18 protein-coding genes are annotated in these 21,595 nt (G+C 72.4%); 14 read left to right on the top strand and 4 right to left on the bottom strand.

Annotated elements, in window-relative coordinates; translation table 11 throughout:
• The first annotated feature begins 103 nt into the window (after positions 1-103).
• From OO63_RS14295 to OO63_RS14270, 6 genes are all read left to right on the top strand, one after another.
• Complete coding sequence (locus OO63_RS14295; protein WP_030358474.1) at positions 104-1,339, top strand: SCO2321 family membrane protein; 1,236 nt, start codon at positions 104-106, stop codon at positions 1,337-1,339.
• Positions 1,336-2,028, top strand: coding sequence for an SCO2322 family protein (locus tag OO63_RS14290; protein ID WP_051810852.1), 693 nt, complete (start codon positions 1,336-1,338; stop codon positions 2,026-2,028). The genes OO63_RS14295 and OO63_RS14290 overlap by 4 nt, the downstream gene beginning before the upstream one ends.
• Entirely contained in the window at positions 2,021-3,196 is a 1,176-nt protein-coding gene (locus OO63_RS14285) for an energy-coupling factor transporter transmembrane component T (RefSeq protein ID WP_051810859.1), read from the top strand. Before OO63_RS14290 ends, OO63_RS14285 begins: the two co-directional genes overlap by 8 nt.
• A gap of 2 nt (positions 3,197-3,198) precedes the next feature.
• Positions 3,199-4,857 (top strand): ABC transporter ATP-binding protein, encoded by a 1,659-nt coding sequence (locus OO63_RS14280; protein ID WP_030358477.1) that lies wholly within the window; start codon positions 3,199-3,201, stop codon positions 4,855-4,857.
• On the top strand, positions 4,850-5,671 hold the full coding sequence (locus tag OO63_RS14275; protein WP_030358478.1) for an ECF transporter S component: 822 nt from the start codon (positions 4,850-4,852) through the stop codon (positions 5,669-5,671). The genes OO63_RS14280 and OO63_RS14275 overlap by 8 nt, the downstream gene beginning before the upstream one ends.
• 346 nt (positions 5,672-6,017) lie before the next feature.
• Positions 6,018-6,437 carry an aggregation-promoting factor C-terminal-like domain-containing protein gene (locus tag OO63_RS14270; RefSeq protein WP_030358479.1) on the top strand — a complete coding sequence of 140 codons (420 nt, stop codon included), beginning with the start codon at positions 6,018-6,020 and terminating at the stop codon, positions 6,435-6,437.
• A gap of 365 nt (positions 6,438-6,802) precedes the next feature.
• Here OO63_RS14270 and OO63_RS14265 read toward each other — a convergent pair whose 3' ends face one another.
• Entirely contained in the window at positions 6,803-7,972 is a 1,170-nt protein-coding gene (locus OO63_RS14265; RefSeq protein ID WP_030358480.1) for a steroid 3-ketoacyl-CoA thiolase, read from the bottom strand.
• 243 nt (positions 7,973-8,215) lie between these two features.
• Here OO63_RS14265 and OO63_RS14260 point away from each other — a divergent pair, with 243 nt between their 5' ends.
• Both OO63_RS14260 and OO63_RS14255 read left to right on the top strand, forming a co-directional pair.
• Entirely contained in the window at positions 8,216-9,460 is a 1,245-nt protein-coding gene (locus OO63_RS14260) for a cytochrome P450 (RefSeq protein ID WP_030358481.1), read from the top strand.
• Positions 9,461-9,659: 199 nt separating this feature from the next.
• On the top strand, positions 9,660-11,291 hold the full coding sequence (locus OO63_RS14255; RefSeq protein WP_397622123.1) for a hypothetical protein: 1,632 nt from the start codon (positions 9,660-9,662) through the stop codon (positions 11,289-11,291).
• Here OO63_RS14255 and OO63_RS14250 read toward each other — a convergent pair.
• Positions 11,248-13,395, bottom strand: a complete 2,148-nt coding sequence (locus OO63_RS14250; RefSeq protein WP_234311165.1) for a bifunctional glycosyltransferase 87/phosphatase PAP2 family protein — start codon at positions 13,393-13,395, stop codon at positions 11,248-11,250. The genes OO63_RS14255 and OO63_RS14250 overlap by 44 nt on opposite strands.
• 467 nt (positions 13,396-13,862) lie before the next feature.
• Between OO63_RS14250 and proP the strand changes: the two genes are divergently transcribed.
• Complete coding sequence (proP, locus tag OO63_RS14245) at positions 13,863-15,290, top strand: glycine betaine/L-proline transporter ProP (RefSeq protein WP_030358484.1); 1,428 nt, start codon at positions 13,863-13,865, stop codon at positions 15,288-15,290.
• 466 nt (positions 15,291-15,756) lie between these two features.
• Positions 15,757-16,431, top strand: coding sequence for an O-methyltransferase (locus tag OO63_RS14240; protein WP_030358485.1), 675 nt, complete (start codon positions 15,757-15,759; stop codon positions 16,429-16,431).
• A 38-nt stretch (positions 16,432-16,469) separates the two neighbouring features.
• On the opposite strand, the gene OO63_RS14235 is transcribed toward OO63_RS14240, so the two are convergent.
• Complete coding sequence (locus OO63_RS14235; RefSeq protein ID WP_030358486.1) at positions 16,470-16,871, bottom strand: FHA domain-containing protein; 402 nt, start codon at positions 16,869-16,871, stop codon at positions 16,470-16,472.
• Between the two features lie 107 nt (positions 16,872-16,978).
• On the opposite strand from OO63_RS14235, the gene OO63_RS14230 reads away from it, so the two are divergent.
• The 4 genes from OO63_RS14230 to OO63_RS14215 all read left to right on the top strand — a co-directional run bounded on the left by OO63_RS14230 (position 16,979) and on the right by OO63_RS14215 (position 19,305).
• On the top strand, positions 16,979-17,383 hold the full coding sequence (locus OO63_RS14230) for a DnaJ family domain-containing protein (RefSeq protein ID WP_030358487.1): 405 nt from the start codon (positions 16,979-16,981) through the stop codon (positions 17,381-17,383).
• Between the two features lie 63 nt (positions 17,384-17,446).
• The gene (locus OO63_RS14225; protein WP_030358488.1) at positions 17,447-17,797 is read left to right on the top strand and encodes an antibiotic biosynthesis monooxygenase family protein; all 351 of its coding nucleotides are present in this window, start codon (positions 17,447-17,449) and stop codon (positions 17,795-17,797) included.
• A gap of 255 nt (positions 17,798-18,052) precedes the next feature.
• On the top strand, positions 18,053-18,547 hold the full coding sequence (locus OO63_RS14220; protein WP_051810851.1) for a hypothetical protein: 495 nt from the start codon (positions 18,053-18,055) through the stop codon (positions 18,545-18,547).
• 251 nt (positions 18,548-18,798) lie between these two features.
• Positions 18,799-19,305, top strand: a complete 507-nt coding sequence (locus tag OO63_RS14215) for a GNAT family N-acetyltransferase (protein WP_030358490.1) — start codon at positions 18,799-18,801, stop codon at positions 19,303-19,305.
• 203 nt (positions 19,306-19,508) lie between these two features.
• Here the strand turns inward: OO63_RS14215 and OO63_RS14210 are convergent, their stop codons facing one another.
• Entirely contained in the window at positions 19,509-21,551 is a 2,043-nt protein-coding gene (locus OO63_RS14210) for an MDR family MFS transporter (protein ID WP_051810850.1), read from the bottom strand.
• Positions 21,552-21,595 lie beyond the last annotated feature (44 nt).

Raw genomic sequence — 21,595 nt, 5'->3', positions numbered from 1 at the left:
GTGCCGATGGCCGGCACCGTCGAGGTATACGGAGCCGGAGCCGCCCGGTGCCCCTCCGTGCCGTGCTGCCCGGCCCCCCGCAGGGAGAGGCACCCGCCGCATCATGAACGTTCGCCGCAGCGCAGCTGCCCTGGCCGTGGCCGTCGTCGCCCTCGGCACCGCCGCCGCCCCGGCCGCCTTCGCCGACGACGCCTCGCCGTCGCCCAAGGGCCCGCTCCCCTCGGGTCTGTACGGCAAGAAGGACCCGCAGTTCGACGGCGTGTTCCGGCAGTCGTACGCCCTGCTCGCGCAGAAGACCGTGGGCGTCACCCCGGCCGCGAAGGCCGTGGACTGGCTCACCGGCCAGCAGTGCGCGAGCGGCGGCTTCGCGGCGTACCGCGCGGACGCGAGTGAGCCCTGCAACTCCAAGACGCAGGTCGACTCGAACTCCACGGCCGCCGCGATCCAGGCGCTGCACGCCGTCGGCAACGAGTCGAGCGCGGTGAAGAAGAGCCTCGACTGGCTGAAGTCCGTGCAGAACCAGGACGGCGGCTGGGGCTACAACCCGGGCCTGCCCAGCGACGCCAACTCCACCGGCATCGTCGTCGGCGCCCTCGCCGCCGTCGGTGAGAAGCCCGCGTCGGTGAAGTCCCAGAAGGGCAAGTCGCCGCTCGACGCGCTCACGAAGCTCGCCATGGACTGCGGCAAGGACGGCGGCGCGTTCGGCCTCGCCGACGCCAAGTCCGGCAAGCTCGCCCCGAACGCCGACGCGACCGCGGCCGGGGTGCTCGGCGGCCTCGGCCAGGGCCTGGTGCCCGTGAAGGGCAAGAAGGCCGACGCCGCGCCGAAGTGCGCGAAGCCCGACACCGCGGGGCAGGCCGCCGCCAACGGCACCGGCTATCTGTTGAAGTCCCTCGCCAAGACCGGCCACCTCACCTCCGCCATGCCCGGCGCCAAGGACCAGCCCGACGTCGGCAACACCGCCGACGCCGTGGTCGCGCTCGCCGCGGCGGGCCAGCAGGAGCAGGCCGAGAAGTCCGGCGAGTGGCTGTCGGAGAACTCCGCCGCCTGGGCCAAGGAGAGCGGCCCCGCCGCCTACGCCCAGCTGGTCTTCGCGTCCCTCGCCGCGGGCATGGACGCCCGCGACTTCGGCGGCGCCGACCTCGTCAAGCAGCTCAACGCGCAGGGCCCGACCCCGAAGGCGGTCAGCGAGGTCACCGTCGGGGCCGAGGAGAAGGACGAGAAGAAGGACGACGACGGCTCCGGCGTCAGCGTCTGGTGGATCGTCGGCGTCGGCCTGGTCGCGGGCGCGGGCATCGGCTTCCTGCTCAGCGGCCGCAAGAAGAAGAACCAGCTGTGAGCCGGCGCCACCCGGGGCGCGGCCGCCTCACGGTGGCCGCGCTGCTCACCGCCCTGCTGACCCTGCCCGCCGCGCTCCTCGCCCAGGGCCCCGCCCACGCCGCCGACTACCGCTACTGGTCGTTCTGGCAGCAGGGCAAGAGCGGCGCGTGGGTGTACGCGACGCAGGGCCCCTCCATCGCCCGGCCCGACGACGGCGACGTCGAGGGCTTCCGGTTCGCCGTGTCCGCGAACTCCGGCAGCGCCGAGAAGCCGCGCGGCGCCGCCGACTTCGACGCGATCTGCGCCGACACCCCCGCGAAGGACGGCCAGAAGCGCGTCGCGCTCGTCGTCGACTTCGGCACGCCGGACGACGCCCCCGGCGGCGAGCAGCCGCCAAAGCGTCGTACGGCGTGCGCGCGGGTCGACTCCGACGGGACCACCGCCGACGCGCTCGCCGCCGTCGCCAAGCCGCTGCGCTACAACAGCTCGGCGCTGCTGTGCGCCATCTCCGGCTATCCGGAGCAGGGCTGCGGCGAGCAGGTCTCCGGCAAGGAGTCGGGCGGCAAGGGCGACAAGGCTGACGGAACCGCGTCGGCCAAGGACGGCGACGGGGACGGCGGTCCCTCCGTGGGCCTGCTCGCCGGGGTCGCGGCGATCGTCGCGCTCGGTGCCGCCGCCGTCTGGCAGGCCCGCCGCCGCCGTGGCTGACGCGGCCGCCGACCGGCTCGTCCCGCGGCGGCGCCTCGCGCCCCAGGCGCACCGCTCCAACGCGCTGCACCCGGGCGCCTGGTGGCTGTGGGCGCTCGGCCTCGCGACGGCCGCGTCCCGCACCACCAACCCGCTCCTGATCGGGCTGCTCATCGGCGTCGCCGGGTACGTCGTCGCGGCCCGGCGCACGTCCGCGCCGTGGGCCCGCTCCTACGGCGCGTTCGTGAAGATCGCCCTCGTCGTCATCGGCATCCGCCTGGTCTTCGCGATCGTCCTCGGCTCGCCGATCCCCGGCACCCACCTCATCGTGACGCTGCCCGAGGTGCCGCTGCCGGACTGGGCGCAGGGCGTGCGCATCGGCGGCCGGGTCACCGCGGAGGGCGTCCTGTTCGCGCTGTACGACGGGGTGCGCCTCGCGGGCCTGCTGATCTGCGTGGGCGCCGCCAACGCCCTCGCCAGCCCGGCCCGCCTCCTCAAGTCCCTGCCCGGGGCGCTCTACGAGGTCGGGGTGGCCGTCGTCGTCGCGATGACGTTCGCGCCGAACCTGATCGGCGACGTCCAGCGGCTGCGCGCCGCCCGACGCCTGCGCGGCCGCCCGGACAAGGGCGTACGGGGGCTGCTCCAGGTCGGCCTGCCCGTCCTGGAGGGCGCCCTGGAGCGTTCCGTCGCCCTTGCCGCGGCGATGGACGCGCGGGGCTTCGGCCGCACCGCCGCCGTGCCCGCGCGGGTGCGCAGGACGACGGCGGTCCTCACGCTCGGCGGCCTCATGGGGGTCTGCGCGGGTACGTACGGGCTACTCACGGCGGACGGCTCGACGTACGGCCTGCCGGTGCTCGCCGTCGGGCTCGGCGCCGCGCTCGGCGGGCTCTGGCTCGGCGGGCGGCGTTCGGTGCGCACGCGCTACCGGCCGGACCGGTGGGGGGCGCGGGCCTGGCTGGTCGCCGGTTCCGGTGCCGCGGTCGCCGCCCTGATGATCGCCGCGAGCTCGTCCGCCGCGGCCGCGCTGCACCCCGGGGTGGTCCCGCTGGTCGCCCCCACCCTGCCGCTGCTGCCCGCTGCGGCCGTCCTGATCGGCCTGCTCCCGGCGTTCGTGGCCCCCGTGCCACCGCCCGCCGAGGCACCCGTGCCCACCCGCGCCCGCCGCGACGCCGAGGAGAAGACCTCATGACCATGATCCGGTTCGAGGACGTCTCCGTACGGTACGAGGGCGCCGCCGGGCCCACCGTCCAGGGCGTCGACCTGGACGTGCCCGAGGGCGAGCTGGTGCTGCTCGTCGGCCCCTCCGGTGTCGGCAAGTCGACTCTCCTGGGCACGGTCAGCGGCCTCGTCCCGCACTTCACCGGCGGCACCCTGCGCGGCCGCGTGACCGTCGCGGGCCGCGACACCCGCACCCACAAGCCCCGCGAACTGGCCGACGTGGTCGGCACGGTGGGCCAGGACCCGCTCGCCCACTTCGTCACCGACACCGTCGAGGACGAGCTGGCGTACGGCATGGAGTCCCTCGGCATCGCCCCGGACGTGATGCGCCGCCGCGTCGAGGAGACCCTGGACCTCCTCGGCCTCGCCGAGCTGCGCGACCGCCCCATCACCACCCTCTCCGGCGGCCAGCAGCAGCGCGTCGCGATCGGCTCCGTCCTCACGCCGCACCCCCGCGTCCTCGTCCTCGACGAACCGACGTCGGCCCTCGACCCCGCCGCCGCCGAGGAGGTCCTCGCCGTCCTCCAACGCCTCGTCCACGACCTCGGCACCACCGTCCTGATGGCCGAGCACCGCCTGGAACGCGTCGTGCAGTACGCCGACCAGGTCCTCCTCCTCGCCGCCCCCGGCGAGCCCCCGCTCCTCGGCGACCCGGCCGAGGTGATGGCCGTCTCGCCGGTGTACCCGCCGGTGGTGGGCCTGGGCCGCCTCGCGGGCGCGACGCCGCTGCCGCTGACGGTGCGGGACGCGCGGCGGCGGACGGGGGCGCTGCGGGAGCGACTGGCGGAGGTGGTGACCGCGGCGGCGCACTCGGGGGCGGGGCCCGACGGGGTGACGTCCGCACAGGCGGAGCCCGCCGCCCGGGTCGGCGGGCTCGCCGTGCTCCGGGGCCGCGTCGAGGCCCTGCGCCGGGTCGACCTCACCGTCTCCCCCGGCGAGACCGTCGCCCTGATGGGCCGCAACGGCGCGGGCAAGTCCACCCTCCTGTCCACCCTGGTCGGCCTGCTGCCGCCGACCTCCGGGACCGTGCGGGTCGGCGGCGCCGCTCCGCACCGGATGCCGCCGCGCGAACTGATCCGGCACGTCGGCCTCGTACCGCAGGAGCCGCGCGACCTCCTGTACGCGGACACGGTCACGGCCGAGTGCGCCGCCGCCGACCGCGACGCGGACGCGGCGCCGGGCACCTGCCGGGCCCTGGTGGCCGAGCTCGTCCCCGGCATCGCGGACGAGACGCACCCCCGCGACCTGTCCGAGGGCCAGCGCCTCGCCCTCGCCCTCGCGATCGTCCTGACCGCGCGCCCGCCCCTGCTCCTGCTCGACGAGCCGACCCGCGGCCTGGACTACGCGGCCAAGGCCCGCCTGGTCACGATCCTGCGGGACCTCGCGGGCCGCGGCCACGCGATCGTCCTGGCCACCCACGACGTGGAACTGGCCGCCGAGCTGGCCCACCGGGTGGTGATCCTCGCCGACGGCGAGGTGGTGGCCGACGGCCCGACGGCGGACGTCGTGGTGTCGTCACCGTCGTTCGCCCCCCAGGTGACGAAGGTGCTCGCGCCGCAGCCGTGGCTGACGGTGACGCAGGTACGGGAGGCCCTGGCGGCTCTGGAGGCTCTGGAGGCGACCGATGAGTAGCGGACAGGTGCGCCCCGTCCGCCTGGGGCGCCGGTCCATCGCCGCGCTGGCACTGGTGAGCGCCGTCGGCGTCGTCGCCTTCGGATGGCCACTGCTCGCCGGGTCGGACTCGGGCCTCAGCGCACACGCGAAGGACGCCCCGTGGCTGTTCGCGGCGCTCCTTCCCCTTCTCCTCGGCGTGGTCGTGGCGACGATCGCCGACGTCGGCCTGGACGCGAAGGCCATCGCGATGCTCGGGGTGCTCGCCGCGGCGGGGGCGGCGCTGCGGCCGCTGGGCGCGGGGACGGCCGGGATCGAGCCGATGTTCTTCCTGATGGTGCTGAGCGGGCGGGTCCTCGGGCCGGGGTTCGGCTTCGTGCTCGGGGCGGTGTCGATGTTCGCGTCGGCGCTGCTCACGGGTGGCGTGGGGCCGTGGATGCCGTTCCAGATGCTGGCGATGGGGTGGGTGTGCATGGGGGCGGGGCTGCTGCCGGGCCCCGACACTCTGCGCGGACGGGGTGAGCTGTACGTGCTCGGGGCGTACGGAGCGGTCTCCTCCGTCCTGTACGGCACCGTGATGAACCTCCAGGGCTGGCCCTATATCGGCGGCCTCGCCACCGGCGTCTCCTTCGTCCCCGGCGACCCGGTCGGCGAGAACCTCGCCCGCTTCGTCGCGTACTGCCTGGCCACCTCCCTCGGCTGGGACCTGCCCCGGGCCGTCGTCACGGTCGTCCTCAGCGTCACGCTCGGCCCGGCCGTCCTGAAGGCGCTGCGCCGGGCGACCAGGCGGGCCGCGTTCGAGACGCCGGTCACATTCGAGCCCTCGCAGCGGTGAACGGCCTTGCGCGTTCTGTGATGAAACGGGTGGGTGGCGGGTGAGGCGGCCCACAGGACTTTGGTCCTCTACTACCGGGGCCAGTAGCCGCTTCCCTTTGTCGCGTACGCGCCAATCTCCGCGCTGACCTGCGGATTGAGACCCAGCTCACACGAGGGTCGTCCGGCACGGGTGCGAGTGCCACTAGTAAGAGGGGTCATTGCGGCGGCGTAACAGCCCTGCTTCTCTGGATGAGTCGCACGGCGCCGACGAGCCCACCCGGGCCTCGGCGCCGAGGCATTCCCCCCACGGTCCGCGTGACCACGGCGTGCCGCGACCGCCCCTGTTCCCCACGGAAGGTTCCTCTGTGTCCGTCTCCATCCTCCGCCGCATCGCCTCCCCGAAGAAGGCCCTCGCCGCCGGCGCCGTCACGGCCGCCGCCACAGGCATGGTCTTCGCTGCGGCCCCCGCCCAGGCCGCCCCGGCGGCTGCGACCTCCGACTCGGCCAAGGCCGTGGCGCAGCGGATGATCGCGGACGACGCGCAGTTCCAGTGCTTCGACCGCATCGTCTCCCACGAGAGCGGCTGGGACGTCAACGCCAAGAACGCCTCCTCCGGCGCGTACGGCCTGGTCCAGGCCCTGCCCGGCTCGAAGATGGCCTCGGCGGGCGCCGACTGGCAGACCAACCCCGAGACCCAGATCAAGTGGGGCCACGCGTACATGAAGGACCGCTACGGCAGCCCGTGCGGCGCGTGGAGCCACTGGCAGGCTAACGGCTGGTACTGAGCCTGGCCCCTGGGCCTTGACCAGTTCCCACTTGAGCCGCGAAAGAGGGCGGCACCCCGTGCGGGGTGCCGCCCTCTTTCGCGCTCCGCGCTCGTCCTCAAGCGCCGGACGGGCTTTCTCCCACCCACCCGCCCCACCTTTGAACCGACAGAGGCAGTCGGCACCATCAGCTCGCCCCATTCGCCCGGCGGAAGCCCTCAGCCCGCCACGGCGAAGTATTTTCAGCCCGTCCGGCGTTTGAGGACGAGGCGCGGAGCGCCGATTCGAGGGTGCCCCCGGCCCAGGGCAACGGGACACCCACCCCCGGGGTCCAGGGGCGCAGCCCCGGTTTCGGGAAGGGGCGGGACTGGGGCGTCCCACGCGGGCTACAGCCGCTGCAGGATCGTCGCCGTCGCCACCGCACCCCCCGCACACATGCACACCAGCGCGAACTCCTTGTCCGCCCGCTCCAGTTCGTGAAGGGCGGTGGTCAGCAGCCGCGCCCCGGTCGCCCCGACCGGGTGTCCAAGGGCGATCGCACCGCCGTTGACGTTCACCTTCTCCAGGTCCTGCCCGAAGACCTGCGCCCAGCTCAGCACGACGGAGGCGAACGCCTCGTTGATCTCGACCAGATCGATGTCCGCCAAGGACATCCCCGCCTTGCCGAGCACGGCCCGAGTGGCGTCGATCGGCCCGTCGAGGTGGAAGTGCGGATCGGCCCCCACCAGCGCCTGCGCGACGATCCGCGCCCGCGGCCGTAACCGCAGCGCCCGAGCCATCCGCTTGGAGGTCCAGAGCAGTGCCGCCGCCCCGTCGGAGATCTGGGAGGAGTTCCCGGCGGTGTGCACGGCGGTGGGCATGACGGGCTTGAGCCGCCCGAGGGCGTCCATGGAGGTGTCGCGGAGCCCCTCGTCGCGGTCCACGAGCCGCCACATCCCCTGCCCCGCGGCCTGCTCGGCCTCGTCGGTGGGCACCTGCACGGCGAACGTCTCGCGCTTGAACCGCTCCTCGCCCCAGGCGACGGCGGCCCGCTCCTGCGAGATGAGCCCGAGGGAGTCGACGTTCTCGCGGCTGAGCCCCCGCTTGCGGGCGATCCGCTCGGCCGCCTCGAACTGGTTGGGCAGGTCGATGTTCCACTCGTCGGGGAACGGCTTGCCGGGCCCGTGCTTGGAGGCGGACCCGAGCGGCACCCGCGACATGGACTCGACGCCGCAGCTGATGCCGACGTCGATGACGCCGCCCGCGACCATGTTGGCGACCAGGTGCGCGGCCTGCTGGGACGAGCCGCACTGGCAGTTGACCGTCGTCGCCCCGGTCTCGTACGGCAGGCCCATGGTGAGCCACGCGGTGCGCGCGGGGTTCGCGGACTGCTCGCCGGCCTGGGTGACCGCGCCGCCGACGATCTGCTCGACGCAGTCGGCGTGGATGCCGGTGCGACCGAGGAGTTCGCGGTAGGTCTCGCCCAGAAGATAGGCGGGATGGAGGTTGGCGAGCGCACCCCCGCGCTTGCCGATCGGCGTGCGTACGGCTTCGACGATGACAGGTTCAGCGGCCATAGACTCGTCCTCTCCTCCACAGCCCACGGGGCGTCCCGGCAGCCCGCACGCGATAACTAGTACGCGTTCTAGTTATCTCCCCAGTCTGCTGAGCCCGACCCCGCCGCCGCAAGGGTCGTGCACGCACCGCCCGCACAACCGGCGCCCAAAGCGACGCGTCAAGGGCCTTGCCACTTGTAGAACCCGTTACTACGTTGCGACGCATCTCCTGATGCCCCGTCAGATGAACGTCTGGAGTTGCTGATGGTCTGTCCCGCGCTGCCCGACGGGTTCGACTTCACCGATCCCGATGTGCTGCAAGACCGCGTGCCCTTCCCGGAGTTCGCGCGGCTTCGGCAGTCGGAGCCGGTGCGCTGGATCGCCCAGCGGCCGGGCGTCGCCGGTTTCGGCGACGCGGGGTACTGGGCCGTGACCCGGCACGCCGACGTCAAGTACGTGTCCACGCACCCGGAGTTGTTCTCCTCGAACCTCAACACCGCCGTCATCCGCTTCAACGAGTCGATCAGCCGCGACCAGATCGAGGTCCAGAAGCTGATCATGCTCAACATGGACCCGCCCGAGCACACCCGGGTGCGCCAGATCGTGCAGCGCGGCTTCACCCCGCGCGCCATCCGCTCCCTGGAGGACGCCCTGCGCAGCCGCGCGCACCGGATCGTCGAAGCCGCCCTGGAGAACGCCGCCGACGACGGCTCGTTCGACTTCGTCACCCAGGTCGCGGTCGAGCTGCCGCTGCAGGCCATCGCGGAGCTGATCGGCGTACCGCAGGAGGACCGCTCGAAGATCTTCGACTGGTCCAACAAGATGGCGGCGTACGACGATCCGGAGTACGCGATCACCGAGGAGGTCGGCGCCGAGGCCGCCATGGAGATCGTGTCGTACGCGATGAACCTGGCCGCCGCCCGCAAGGAGTGCCCGGCCAAGGACATCGTCAGCCAGCTGGTCGCGGCGGAGGACGAGGGGAACCTGTCCTCGGACGAGTTCGGGTTCTTCGTGATCCTGCTCGCCGTCGCGGGCAACGAGACCACCCGCAACGCCATCACGCACGGCATGCACGCCTTCCTCACCCATCCCGACCAGTGGGAGCTGTTCAAGCGCGAGCGCCCGGCGACGACCGCCGAGGAGATCGTGCGGTGGGGCACGCCCGTGGTGTCGTTCCAGCGCACCGCCACCCAGGACACCGAGGTGGGCGGGGCCCGGATCAAGAAGGGCGACCGGGTCGGGATCTTCTACTCCTCCGCCAATCACGATCCCGAGGTCTTCGAGCGCCCCGACGTGTTCGACATCAGCCGGGACCCGAACCCCCATCTCGGCTTCGGGGGCGGCGGCCCGCACTTCTGCCTCGGCAAGTCCCTCGCGGTCCTGGAGATCAACCTGATCTTCCACGCGATCGCCGAGGCCATGCCCACCCTCCGCCTGGTCGGCGACCCCCGCCGACTGCGCTCGGCCTGGCTCAACGGAGTCAAGGAACTCCAGGTCAGCACCCGCTGACCCCGAGGACGGGAGGCAGGGGCACACCCCTACGCCCCGCCCCTGCCTCTCCGGTTCCCACCGAGGGAAACGGACCCAAGAAATCCGCCAAAAGTTCACTTGATCGGCAATCATCGCCAACGTTTTCGTCGAACACAGCGTCTTGGGAGGTGTACCTGAGCCCTCCACCCGTCCCAGACGTCGAACGGAAACGGTGACCGTGGTCTCTGCCGACCTCTCGATCCTCCCGACCGGCAGCGCACCCACCGAACGGAAGAATCCCTTCCGCCGGGCCGCCCGTTCCTTCTACCGCCGCCACCGCGTCCCGGTACTCGCCACCGCCCCCACCCTTCCCCTGTACGCGCTGTGGGCGGCCTTCCTCGCCACCGGCGGCGGCGACCTCGCCGCACAGCAGGCCTGGGCCAGATTCGCCTCCGACCACGGCTCCGCCGCGTACAGCCTGTTCTGGTACGGCGGCATGCACACCGCCAACTACAGCCTGATATCGCCGTACTTGATGGCCGCGATCGGCGTGAAGACCGTCACGGTCCTCTCCGGCGTCGCGGGGGCCTGGCTGGTCGCCGTGCTCATCGAGCGCGCGGGCGTGCGCCGCCCGCTGTGGCCCGCGGTCCTCGCCTCCCTCGCCGTGTGGTGCAACGTCGCGTCCGGTCGCACCACGTTCGCCCTCGGCCTCGCCTTCGGGCTCGGCGCGGTCCTCGCGCTCCTGTGCGCGAAGCGCCTGACGGTCGCGGTGGTGTGCTCGGCGCTCGCCACCATGGCCTCCCCGGTGGCGGGCCTGTTCCTGCTCGTCGTGGGGTCGGGCTACTTCTTCGTACGGGAGTGGGGGCGCGCCGCCGCGCTGCTCGCGCCGCCGGTCGTGGTGGTCGGCGTGACGACCCTGCTCTTCCCCTTCAAGGGCGAGCACCTGATGTGGGCGGACCGGATCTTCCCGCCGGTGTTCTTCAGCCTCGTCCTGGTGGTGGCGGGGCCACGGGAGTGGCGGGTGCTGCGGTGGGGGGCGGGGGTGTACGCAGTGGGGACCGTCCTGACGTACCTCATCCCGTCACCGATCGGCACGAACGTCGAGCGCCTCGCCGAACTCGTCGCGCCCGCCCTGCTGCTCGCGGCCCTGCTGACCCCGGCGCTTCCGGTGATGCGGCGGATGGCCCTGGTGACGGCTCTGGTCCTGTCGACGGCGTGGGTCGCGCAGAAGACGGCCGACGACCTGGAGGTGTCCACCGTCGTCCCGGCCTGGGCGACGGACACCCAGGCCGTCGTCCGGGAACTGAAGCGGCTCGGCGCCGACCGGGGCCGGGTCGAGGTGGTACCGGCCCGCAACCACCGCGAGGCCACCGCGCTCGCGCCGTACGTGAACATGGCGCGCGGCTGGAACCGTCAGCTCGACATCGAGCGCGGCCGCCTCTTCTACGACGGCTCGTTCTCCGCCACGACCTACCGCGCCTGGCTCGACAAGTGGGCGGTCGGCTTCGTCGTGCTGCCGTCCGGTCGGCCCGACGGGCCCGCGCTCGACGAGGCCGCGCTGGTCAGGAGCGGCCCGAAGTGGCTGGAGCCGGTGTGGAAGGACAAGCACTGGCGGATCTTCCGGGTGCGGAACGCGGTGCCGATGGCGTCGGCGCCCGCCTCCGTCGTCCGGTCCACCAGCACCGACGTGGTGGTGCGGGTGCCGGAGCGGGGCTCGGTGACCGTGCGGATCGTGTACTCGCCGTGGCTCCGGGCCGCGGGTGCGTGCCTGAAGCCGAACGGCGAGTTCACGGAGCTGACGGTCCAGACGCCCGGCACCTACCGGATCAGCTCGGGGTACGGTCGCCCTTCGCGTCCTTCGGCGTGCTGAGCCCGTCCTCAGGGGTGCTCAGGATGTCCTTCGGCTTGTCCGACGGGGCGTCCGGGGCGCCGGGCGGCTCCGCCGGGAGGCCCGCCATCGCCGGCTTCAGCCCCGTCCCGACCTTGAGCACGTGCTTCACCCGCGGCCCCTGGAGCAGGTACGTCAGCCCGAATCCGGCGCCGACGACGGCCGCGCCGCCCACCGCGTCGAGGATCCAGTGGTTGCCGGTGCCCACGATCGCGCAGACCGTGAAGAACGGGTGCAGCAGGCCGAGGGCCTTCATCCACCACTTGGGCGCGAGGATCGCGATGGTCAGACCGCACCACAGGGACCAGCCGAAGTGCAGCGAGGGCATCGCCGCGTACTGGTTGGTGAGCTTCGTCAGCGTGCCGTAGTCCGGCTGCGAGAAGTCCTGCACGCCGTGGATGGTGTCGATGAAGTTGAGGTCCTCCATCAGCCGCGGCGGCGCGAGCGGGTAGCCCCAGAAGCCGATGAGCGCGAGCAGCGTCGCGAAGCCCAGCGCGGAGCGCGCCCAGCGGTACTGGGCGGGGCGGCGCAGATACAGGATCGCGAGGACGCTCAGCGGCACCACGAAGTGGAACGACGTGTAGTAGAAGTTGAAGAAGCTCTCCATCCAGGGCGTGCGCGCCGTCAGCTGGTTGAACCAGTGCTCGATGTCGATGTGCAGGAACTGCTCGATGGAGTGGATCTGTTCGCCGTGCGTCTCGGCCCGCTCCCGGCCGCCGGAGATGGTGCCGCCGGTCGCGGCGAGGCGGGTCTGCTGATACGCGGAGTAGCCGACGCGGATGAGGAGCAGTTCCAGGAGCAGGTTCGGGCGGGTCAGGACGCGCCGCCAGAACGGGAACAGCGGCACCCACTTCCAGCGCGCCGGGACGGGATCGGCGTACGAGGTGGGGATCGGCCGCTGGTACTCGGGAGCCGTGCGGGACAGGAACGGCACGATCAGCGCGGAGGCGAGCGCGGCGAGCAGGACGACGTTGTCGCGCAGCGGCTCGAGGACCGACATGTTCGGCAGCATCATCTTCGACGGCAGCGTCATCACGAGGACGACCGCGATCGGCCACACGTACCGGTCCGATGCCCGCTTGCCGACCCGGCCGACGACGGCGAGCAGCAGCCACAGGAGCTGGTGCTGCCAGCTGGTCGGGGACACGGCGATGGCGACGCAGCCGGTGAGCGCGACGGCGAGGAGCAGCTGCCCGTCGCGGGCGTAGCGCACGGCCCGGCGCAGGCCGAGGAAGGCGACGCCGGCGCCCAGGCCGAGGAAGAGCCCTATTTCGAGCGGTCCCTGAAGGCCGAGGCGGAGCAGGGCTCCGTGCAGCGACTGGTTGGCGTTGGCGTCCGGGTTGGCGCCGAGTCCGGCGCCCGCCAGGTGGTGGATCCAGTACGTCCACGAGTCGTGCGGCATGGCCGCCCAGGCAATGGCGGTGGCGGCGGCGAAGGTGGCGCCCGTGGACACGGCGGCCTTCTTGCGTCCGGTGAACCACAGGAGCGGCGCGAACAGGAGCACGGTGGGCTGCAGGGCCGCGGCGAGGCCGATCAGGATGCCGCTGGCCCGCTCCCCGCGCACGGCGAAGCAGCCGAGGAGGACGAGCAGGACGGGGATGATGCTGGTCTGGCCCAGGTGCAGGGTGTTGCGCACCGGCAGGGACAGCATCAGCAGGGAGATCGCGAGGGGGGCCGCGAGCAGCGAGGTGCGGCGCGAGACCGGCTGCGGCAGCGCGCGGGCGGCGACCAGGCCGAGGACCACGACGAGGCCGAGGGTGCCGAAGGTCCAGGCCCAGCCGAGGGCGTCCTCGGCGACCCGGGCGAACGGCTTGAGGACGAGTCCGGCGAAGGGGGTGCCGGTGAACTTGTCCGCGTCGTACAGCGAGCCGTTCACGTGCAGCACGCCGTTCGGCCCGACCCAGGTCTCCCAGTCGATCAGGCGCTCGCCCTTGGGGGTGCGCAGGACGACGGCGGCCTGGCGGACGGCGAGGACGGCGGCGATCAGCCAGAGGGCGACACGGACCGCTCCGATTCGCCCCTCGGGTGTCCCGGATGCCCCCGCGCCCAAGGCATTCCCCGGTCCCCTGTGCTCAACATTCGCCACGCCCTGTCGGCCCTCCCGCCCCATCCGTCATCCTTGATCAAAGTGCCAGGAGATTCCTGATCTCGCCCAAAGAGGCTCGCATGCCCCTGAGTGAGACGCGCGCAACCCCCAGTTCGCCTGGCAGCCACACCCGCTTTCTACCGGCTTTTGGGCGCCGGTGCCCAACCGCCCCGCTGCGGCCGCGCCGCCCGGTGGCCGCTTTCCGCGCAGGCGGGAGGCCCGGTTCCCCCGGTTCCACGGACTCATTCGAGCAAGGACGGCGGGAACCCCCCTGCCCGGTTCCCCCGCCCGGACGCGACATAGATCACATGGGACTCATGCCGCGCTCGCCGGAAGTACCCCCGTTTGGCCTGAATACAGGGCGATTGCGCACACTGCGCGATCACTCCCGCACCCCCCGTAATGATGGTTACTGCACCTAAGGTCACCGGGTCCTTGTCGTCCACGAAAGGCAGGCGAGCGAGCCCTTGCCGACCGCGCAACACGTCGGACCCCGCACCCCCGCGGCCCCCTCCCCCACCGGGACGGACCCCGCGCCCGCAGCGACGCCGGCGGACGGCGCCGCCACCGTCACGGACCCCGCGCTGGTCAAGCGCGCCGTGAAGGCCGCCGCGCTCGGCAACGCCATGGAGTGGTTCGACTTCGGGGTCTACAGCTACATCGCGGTCACCCTCGGCAAGGTCTTCTTCCCCTCCGGCAACCCCACGGCCCAGCTGCTCTCGACGTTCGGCGCCTTCGCCGCGGCCTTCCTGATCCGTCCGCTCGGTGGCATGGTCTTCGGCCCGCTCGGCGACCGCGTGGGCCGCCAGAAGGTCCTCGCCCTCACCATGATCATGATGGCGGCGGGCACGTTCGCGATCGGCCTGATCCCGTCGTACGCCACCATCGGCGTCTGGGCGCCGGTCCTGCTCCTGGCCGCCCGCCTGGTGCAGGGCTTCTCCACCGGCGGCGAGTACGCGGGCGCCGCCACGTTCATCGCCGAGTACGCGCCCGACAAGAAGCGCGGCTTCCTCGGGAGCTGGCTGGAATTCGGCACCCTCGCCGGATACATCGGCGGTGCGGGCCTCGTGACCCTGATGACGGCGCTGCTCTCCAGCGACGACCTGCAGTCCTGGGGCTGGCGCATCCCGTTCCTCATCGCCGGGCCCATGGGGCTCATCGGCCTCTATCTGCGCACACGCCTGGAGGAGACCCCGGCGTTCGCCGCGCAGCTGGCCAAGGCCCACGAGGACGAGCGAGCCCGGCCCAAGGTGCGGATCCGGGACCTCGTGACCGGGCAGTGGCGGGCCCTGCTCCTGTGCGTCGGGCTCGTCCTGGTCTTCAACGTCACCGACTACATGCTCCTGTCGTACATGCCGAGCTATCTCACCGGTGAGCTGGAGTACGACGAGACGCACGGGCTGCTCGTCGTGCTCGTCGTCATGGCCCTGATGATGTGCGCCCAGCCGTTCGTGGGCGCCCTCACGGACCGGGTCGGCCGCCGCCCGGTCATCGCCGCGGGCTGCGCGGGCTTCCTGCTCCTGTCCATCCCCGCCCTGCTCCTGATCCGCAACGGCTCCCTGTGGGCCATCGGCCTCGGCATGGCGGCCCTCGGCCTGCTCCTGGTCTGCTTCACCGCGTCCATGCCGGCGACCCTCCCCGCCCTCTTCCCCACCCCCGTCCGCTACGGGTCCCTCTCCATCGGCTTCAACGTGTCCGTCTCGATCTTCGGCGGCACGACGCCGCTGGTCGTCACGGCTCTGATCGGGGCCACGGGGGACGTGATGATGCCCGCGTACTACATGATGGCGGCGGCGGTGATCGGTGGCGTGGCCGTCTGGTACCTCCAGGAGTCGGCGGGCCGCCCCCTCCCGGGCTCCCCACCGTCGTTGGAGCCCCGACCCGACCGGCCTTGACCCCGGCACGGACGGGGTCACCCCCGGATCGCGCTCCGCGCTCGTCCTCAAACGCCGGACGGGCTTTTCCCCACCCGCCCGCCCCAGCTATTGCTTCGGCCGGAGTGGGACGCACTGCCTGCCCGGTGTCACTCAGCCCGCCCCAGCGAGGAGTTTCCGCCCGCCTCGGTAAGGTTTTCCACCCGCCTCGGTAAGACTTTCCGCCCACCTCGGGGAAGTTTTCAGCCCGCCTCGGGGAAGTTTTCAGCCCGTCGTGGGGGTACCCCCTGCTCCTTAAGAGCTTGGGGGAGTTTGAGGACGAGGCGCGGAGCGCCGATTCGACGGTGCCCCCGTCCCACGGCAACGGGACCCCCACCCCCGGGGTCCAGGGGCGAAGCCCCGGTTTCGGGAAGGGGCGGGGTTGGGGAATGCTCAGCGCAGCGCCGCCCGACCCGCAGCGCCGCCCAACCCCAAGGAGCACGCCCGCATGAGCACCGAGCCCACCCTCTGGAACACCGTCGACCACTACTTCACCGACCTCCTCACCCCCGCGGACGCGGCCCTCACCACCGCCCTCCAGGACAGCGAAGCGGCCGGCCTGCCGGCCATCGCCGTAGCCCCCAACCAGGGCAAACTCCTCCACCTCCTGGCCCAACTCCAGGGCGCCCACCGCATCCTGGAGATCGGCACCCTGGGCGGCTACAGCACGATCTGGCTGGCCCGCGCCCTCCCCGCCGACGGCCACCTGATCACCCTGGAGTACAAGCCGGAACACGCCGAGGTGGCCCGCGCCAACCTCGCCCGCGCCGACCTCGACAAGATCACCGAGGTCCGCACGGGCCCGGCCCTGACCTCGCTGGCCGCCCTCCACGACGAGGACCCGGCCCCCTTCGACCTGGTCTTCATCGACGCGGACAAGGCCAACAACGCGAACTACCTGGAGTGGTCCCTCCGGCTGACCCGCCCGGGCAGCCTCATCATCATCGACAACGTCGTACGCGGCGGCGCCGTCACCGACGCCACCAGCGACGACCCGAGCGTCCGCGGCACCCGCGCCGCCCTGGACCTGATCGCGACCCACCCGAAGCTGGACGGCACGGCGGTGCAGACGGTCGGCACGAAGGGCTACGACGGCTTCGCGCTGGCCCGCGTACTGGACTGAAGGGCGCGTACGGGACTGAGCCCGGCCCCGCCACCCGCTCAATCCTCGTGGTAGAAGCCCACGTTGACGCTGCGCGGCCCCGACCGGTCCTGCACGACGACCTCACCGGAGCCGCCCCGGGGCAACGGCGTCGTCCCTCCGTACGCGAGGGGCACCGCCGTCCCCCCGGCCAGGATCCGCACCTCGGACGCCGGGTCGGGCTGGGAGCCGCGGACCCAGGTGACCGTCCACGCGCCGTCGACGCGACAGCGGAACTCCAGGTGGGTACGGGAGACGAACAGCCAGTCCTGCGGCGGCGCGAGCCGGCAGACGGCGCGGTCGCGCCCCACGCGGAGCACCGCGCCGGGCTCGCTCGGCTCCTCCGCGAGGAGCATTCCGGCGGTCGCTCCCGCGTCCGCGTCCGACACCCCCGACACCATCGCCATGGTGAGTTCAAGCACCTGGGTACCCCCTGACCCGAAGTCCGGACAACCGGCCGCATCCTAGCCCCGCGGTGTTGCGGGCCCGTGGCCCCGCGCCGCCGGGGGCCCTCTGCCACCATGGTCGTATGACTGAACGGAAGCCACCGGGAGTCAACTTCGAGTCCTGGGTCGACAAGCAGATCCGTGAGGCGGAGGAGCGGGGCGACTTCGCCGCCCTGCCCGGACGCGGCAAGCCCCTGCCGGAGGATCCCGGCGCGGCGTACGACGAGATGTGGTGGGTCAAGCGGAAGCTGGCCCGTGAGGGCATGGGCGTGCTCTCCCCGACCCTGGCCCTCCGCAAGGAGGCCGAGGACGTCCTTGCCGCCGCCGCCGAGGCCCCCTCGGAAACCATGGCCCGCCGCCTGGTCACCGACCTCAACGACAAGATCCGCGAGGCCCTGCGCACCCCGCCTCCCGGACCGCCGCTCGGCCTGCGCCCCTTCGACGTCGACGAGGTCGCCCGGGACTGGCGGGAGCGGCACGGGGCATGAGTCCCGCGCGGCGTCGCCGGGGCGGCCGTCGGGCCCGCGCGGGCGTGCGCGACGATGGTGCCCATGAGCATCGTGAAGATCAACGTCCTGACCGTGCCCGCGGAGCAGCGCGAGGTCCTGGAGCGCAGGTTCGCCTCCCGCGCGGGAGCCGTCGAGAGCTCGGACGGCTTCGAGTGGTTCGAACTGCTCCGCCCCGTCGAGGGCACCGACCAGTACCTGGTGTACACGCGCTGGCGTGACGAGGCGGCCTTCCAGGCGTGGATGGAGGGCCCGATGAAGGCGGCGCACCAGGGCGGGGGTGCCGCGGGTGCCGCCGGCGCGGAGGGCGCCGGGGAGCGGCCGAAGCCCGCGTCGTCCAGCGCCGCCGTCTGGACCTTCGAGGTGGTCCAGCAGGCGGCGCCCAAGAGCGAGTAGCGGCCCTCGTGACACCACCCCGGGCCGACGAGCCACGGACGCCTGCCGCGGCCTGACACCGCCGGCACCTGACGGGCCTCCGCGCCGATGTCTGAGTGCGGGGCCCGTCACATGCCACAGATGTCGCCGGTGGCCGCCACCGAGGCAAGCACCGCTGCGCGCGTCGTCCGGCCCGCTCGTCGAAGGGGCAACGAAAGCGACGGCCGCCCGAATCCGGATCTACCATCGAAGGGGGAGCTGACCCCAGGAGTTCCGATGAAGAACCGAGTGATCACCACAGGGGTGCTGGCGGTGCTCGGGGGGATACTGGCGACGCTGGGGCTGGTCCTGGCCACGTCTGGGGCAGCCCTCGCTCTGCCGACCACGTCGGTTCAGGCCCCACTGCCGAAGCCCACGGCTGATTACGACGTGCTGACCGCACGCGAATGGGCACTGATCGCGAAGAACCCGGACGCGCACATCGGCGAGCGCTATGTCGTGTACGGGGTGGTAACGCAGTCCGACACGGCGACGGGCACCGAGATGCTCCGCGCCAGTGTCGACGGCGTTCGGCACACCTACGCCTACGAGTATCCGACCAACACCGTCCTGACCGGAGAGGCGTCAGCGTTCGCGGAGATAGTCGCGGATGACACCTTCACGGCGAAGGTCGAAGTGAGCGGGACCATCACCTACGAGAACACGATCGGCGGAGAAACGACTGCTCCAGAGTTGCAGGTGGATTCCATAACCGTGCTGGTACCCGCATAGCGCGGCCATGGGCCGCCCGCCCCGGGCGGAGGGCCGCGAGCCCGTGGGTCGATATCCAGAGCATTCCGTGAGCCCGCCGCTGACGCGTTCAAGGCCGGATTCGACGAGCGTGCGGGGTCCTTCGCCCCTGTCCACGCACGATCCCCCTCTCGTCTCTCCTCTGGTCTCTCCTGGCGCCGAATCGTCAACACTCGTGCTTCGTAAGATGCTCTGACGCATCCCATGCGCCCCACAAGGAGGTCTGACCCCGCATGTCCTGGATCGTGGGCCCCGAACCGGTCGACTCGGTCGCTGCTCTCGCGCTGTGGCGCGCGTACTACACCGAGGTCAGCGACCGCTGGTACGAGTTGCACGAGGGGCACGCCACCGATCCCGCCGAGTTGGAGCGTGAGATCGCGGCGGGCGCGGTGGAGGCGGGGCTCGCGGCACCGCGTGGCGTGCTGCTGGTCGCCCGCTGGGACGGTGAGCCCGCGGGCACGGCCGGGGTGCGCCTCGTGGACGACACCACCGCCGAGCTGAAGCGCGTCTTCGTCGCGGCGGGCCTGCGCGGGAAGGGCGGCGGCTCCGTCCTCTTGGACGCCGCGGAGGAGGCCGCCCGCGGCCTCGGCGCGGTCCGCGTCCGCCTCGACACCCGCAACGACCTGGTCGAGGCACGGGCGCTGTACGCGCGGCACGGGTACGCGGAGGGGCCGCAGCACAACTCCGAGCCGTACGCGGAACATTGGTTCCGCAAGGACCTGAGCCCCCGAGCGGCGTGACCACCCCACCCACCCCAGTAGGAGCGGCGCAGAAGGGCCGCCCAGGCGCCGGGTGAGACGACGAGGGCGCCACCATGGGGCCCACTCCACGCCCAACAGCAAACGGGTGGGCGGCGAAGAGGGGCCACCCCCGCGCCGGTGAGGCGACCGCGCCAGGGGGAGGCGACCACGCCGGACAGGGCGACCGTGGGCCCGACGGCCACCTACACCCGGGGCAGGCCGCGAGGCCGCTCCGCGTCGGAGCCGCACATCTCCGCCCCCAACTCCTCCACCAACTGCATGAGATCGGTGGGCCGCCCGGGCCCCCACCAGTCCCCGAGGAGCTCGGCCAGCTCGGCCTCCCGGGCCTTGGCCAGCTCGGTGGCGGCCACCCGCCCGGAGTCGGAGAGCCGAAGCCCGAGCCCTTCGCGGAGGGCGAGCCGCCGCTCCTCCAACTGCCGGGAGGCCTGGGTGACGACGGTCAGGGGAATCATGCTGCGCTCGGCCAGCGTGGCCGGCTCGACGTGCCCGTGCCGGGCGATCCGCAGAAGCATCCAGCTGGCGGCGGGCAGCAGGTCGTACCCGGCCCGCGCGGTGATCCGGACGTACACCTCCCGCCGCCCCTCCCGCGTCCCGAGCAGCGACAAGGCGCGCGCCACCTCCTCGTAGGAGGACCGCTCGACCGGGTTGCTGGCGAGCGTCTGCGTCGGGTCGGGCGCCGTCACCGCCCCGCGCAGCCGGTCCTCGCGCAGGAACCAGGCGAGGACGAAGGCGACGAGGGCGACCGGCGCCGCGTACAGGAAGACGTCGGTGATGGCGGAGGAGTAGGCGTGCAGCACTCCGGGCCGCAGCGCGGCGGGCAGTTCGGCGATGCCGCGCGGGTCGGCCTTGAGGGAGTCGGTGGTGACGCCGCCCGGCAGGTCCTGTCCGCGCAGGGCGTCGGTGAGCTTGTCCCCGAGCCTGCTGGTGAACACGGTCCCGAAGATGGCGACGCCGAACGAGGCGCCGATGGACCGGAAGAACGTGGCGCCGGAGGTGGCGACGCCGAGGTCCTCGTAGCCGACGGCGTTCTGCACGATGAGGACGAGGACCTGCATGACGAGCCCGAGGCCGAGGCCGAAGACGAAGAAGTAGGCGCTCATCTCGCCGGTGGGGCTGTTCTCGTCGAGCTGGTGCAGGAGCAGCAGGCCGAGGGTGGTGACGGCGGTGCCCGCGACGGGGAACACCTTCCAGCGCCCGGTACGGCTGACGATCTGCCCGGAGGCGGTCGACGCGATCAGCAGCCCGGCGACCATGGGCAGCATGTGGACGCCGGACATGGTCGGCGAGACGCCCTGGACGACCTGGAGGAACGTCGGCAGGTAGGTCATGGCGCCGAACATCGCGAAGCCGACGACGAAGCTGATGACGGCGGTCAGGGTGAAGGTGCGGATCCGGAACAGCTTCAGCGGGATGACGGGCTCCGCGGCCTTCCGCTCGACCGCCACGAAGCACACGGCGAGCACCGCGCCGAGCACGGCGAGCCCGATGATCTGCGGCGAGTCCCAGCCCCAGGTCGTACCGCCGAGGGAGGCGACGAGGACGAGGCAGGTGGCGACGGAGGCGATCAGGAAGGTGCCCAGGTAGTCGATGACGTGCCGGGCCCGGCTGGCCGGGATGTGCAGGGCGGCGGCGATGACGACGAGTGCGACGACGCCGATGGGCAGGTTGATGTAGAAGACCCAGCGCCAGCTCAGGTGCTCGGTGAAGAGGCCGCCGAGGAGCGGCCCGAGGACGCTGGTCGCGCCGAAGACGGCGCCGAACAGGCCCTGGTACTTGCCGCGTTCGCGGGGCGGGACGAGGTCCCCGACGATCGCCATGGAGAGCACCATGAGGCCGCCGCCGCCGAGGCCCTGCAGCGCCCGGAACCCGATGAGCTGCGGCATGTTCTGGGCGACGCCGCACAGCGCCGAGCCGATCAGGAAGATCACGATGGCGGTCTGGAAGAGCTTCTTGCGGCCGTACTGGTCGCCGAGCTTGCCCCACAGCGGGGTGGCGGCGGTCGCGGCCAGCATGTACGCGGTGACGACCCACGACAGGTGGTCCAGGCCGCCGAGGTCGCTGACGATGGTCGGCAGGGCGGTGGACACGATGGTCTGGTCGAGGGCGGCGAGGAGCATGCCGAGGAGCAGCGCCCCGATGGAGACCAGTACGCCGCCGCCCACGTGTTCCGGAGGTCCTCCGCCGGGCCGCGGCCCGGCCGGGCGGGTGCTCACGTCCTGCGTCATGGACACCTCCTGCGGTGCTGTCCACCTTCCATCGTGGTCCGAGT

Source organism: Streptomyces alboflavus (assembly GCF_000716675.1).
Lineage (GTDB): Bacteria > Actinomycetota > Actinomycetes > Streptomycetales > Streptomycetaceae > Streptomyces > Streptomyces alboflavus.
The sequence above is the reverse complement of the archived record's forward strand: the minus strand, read 5'-3'. Positions and strand labels throughout refer to the sequence as shown.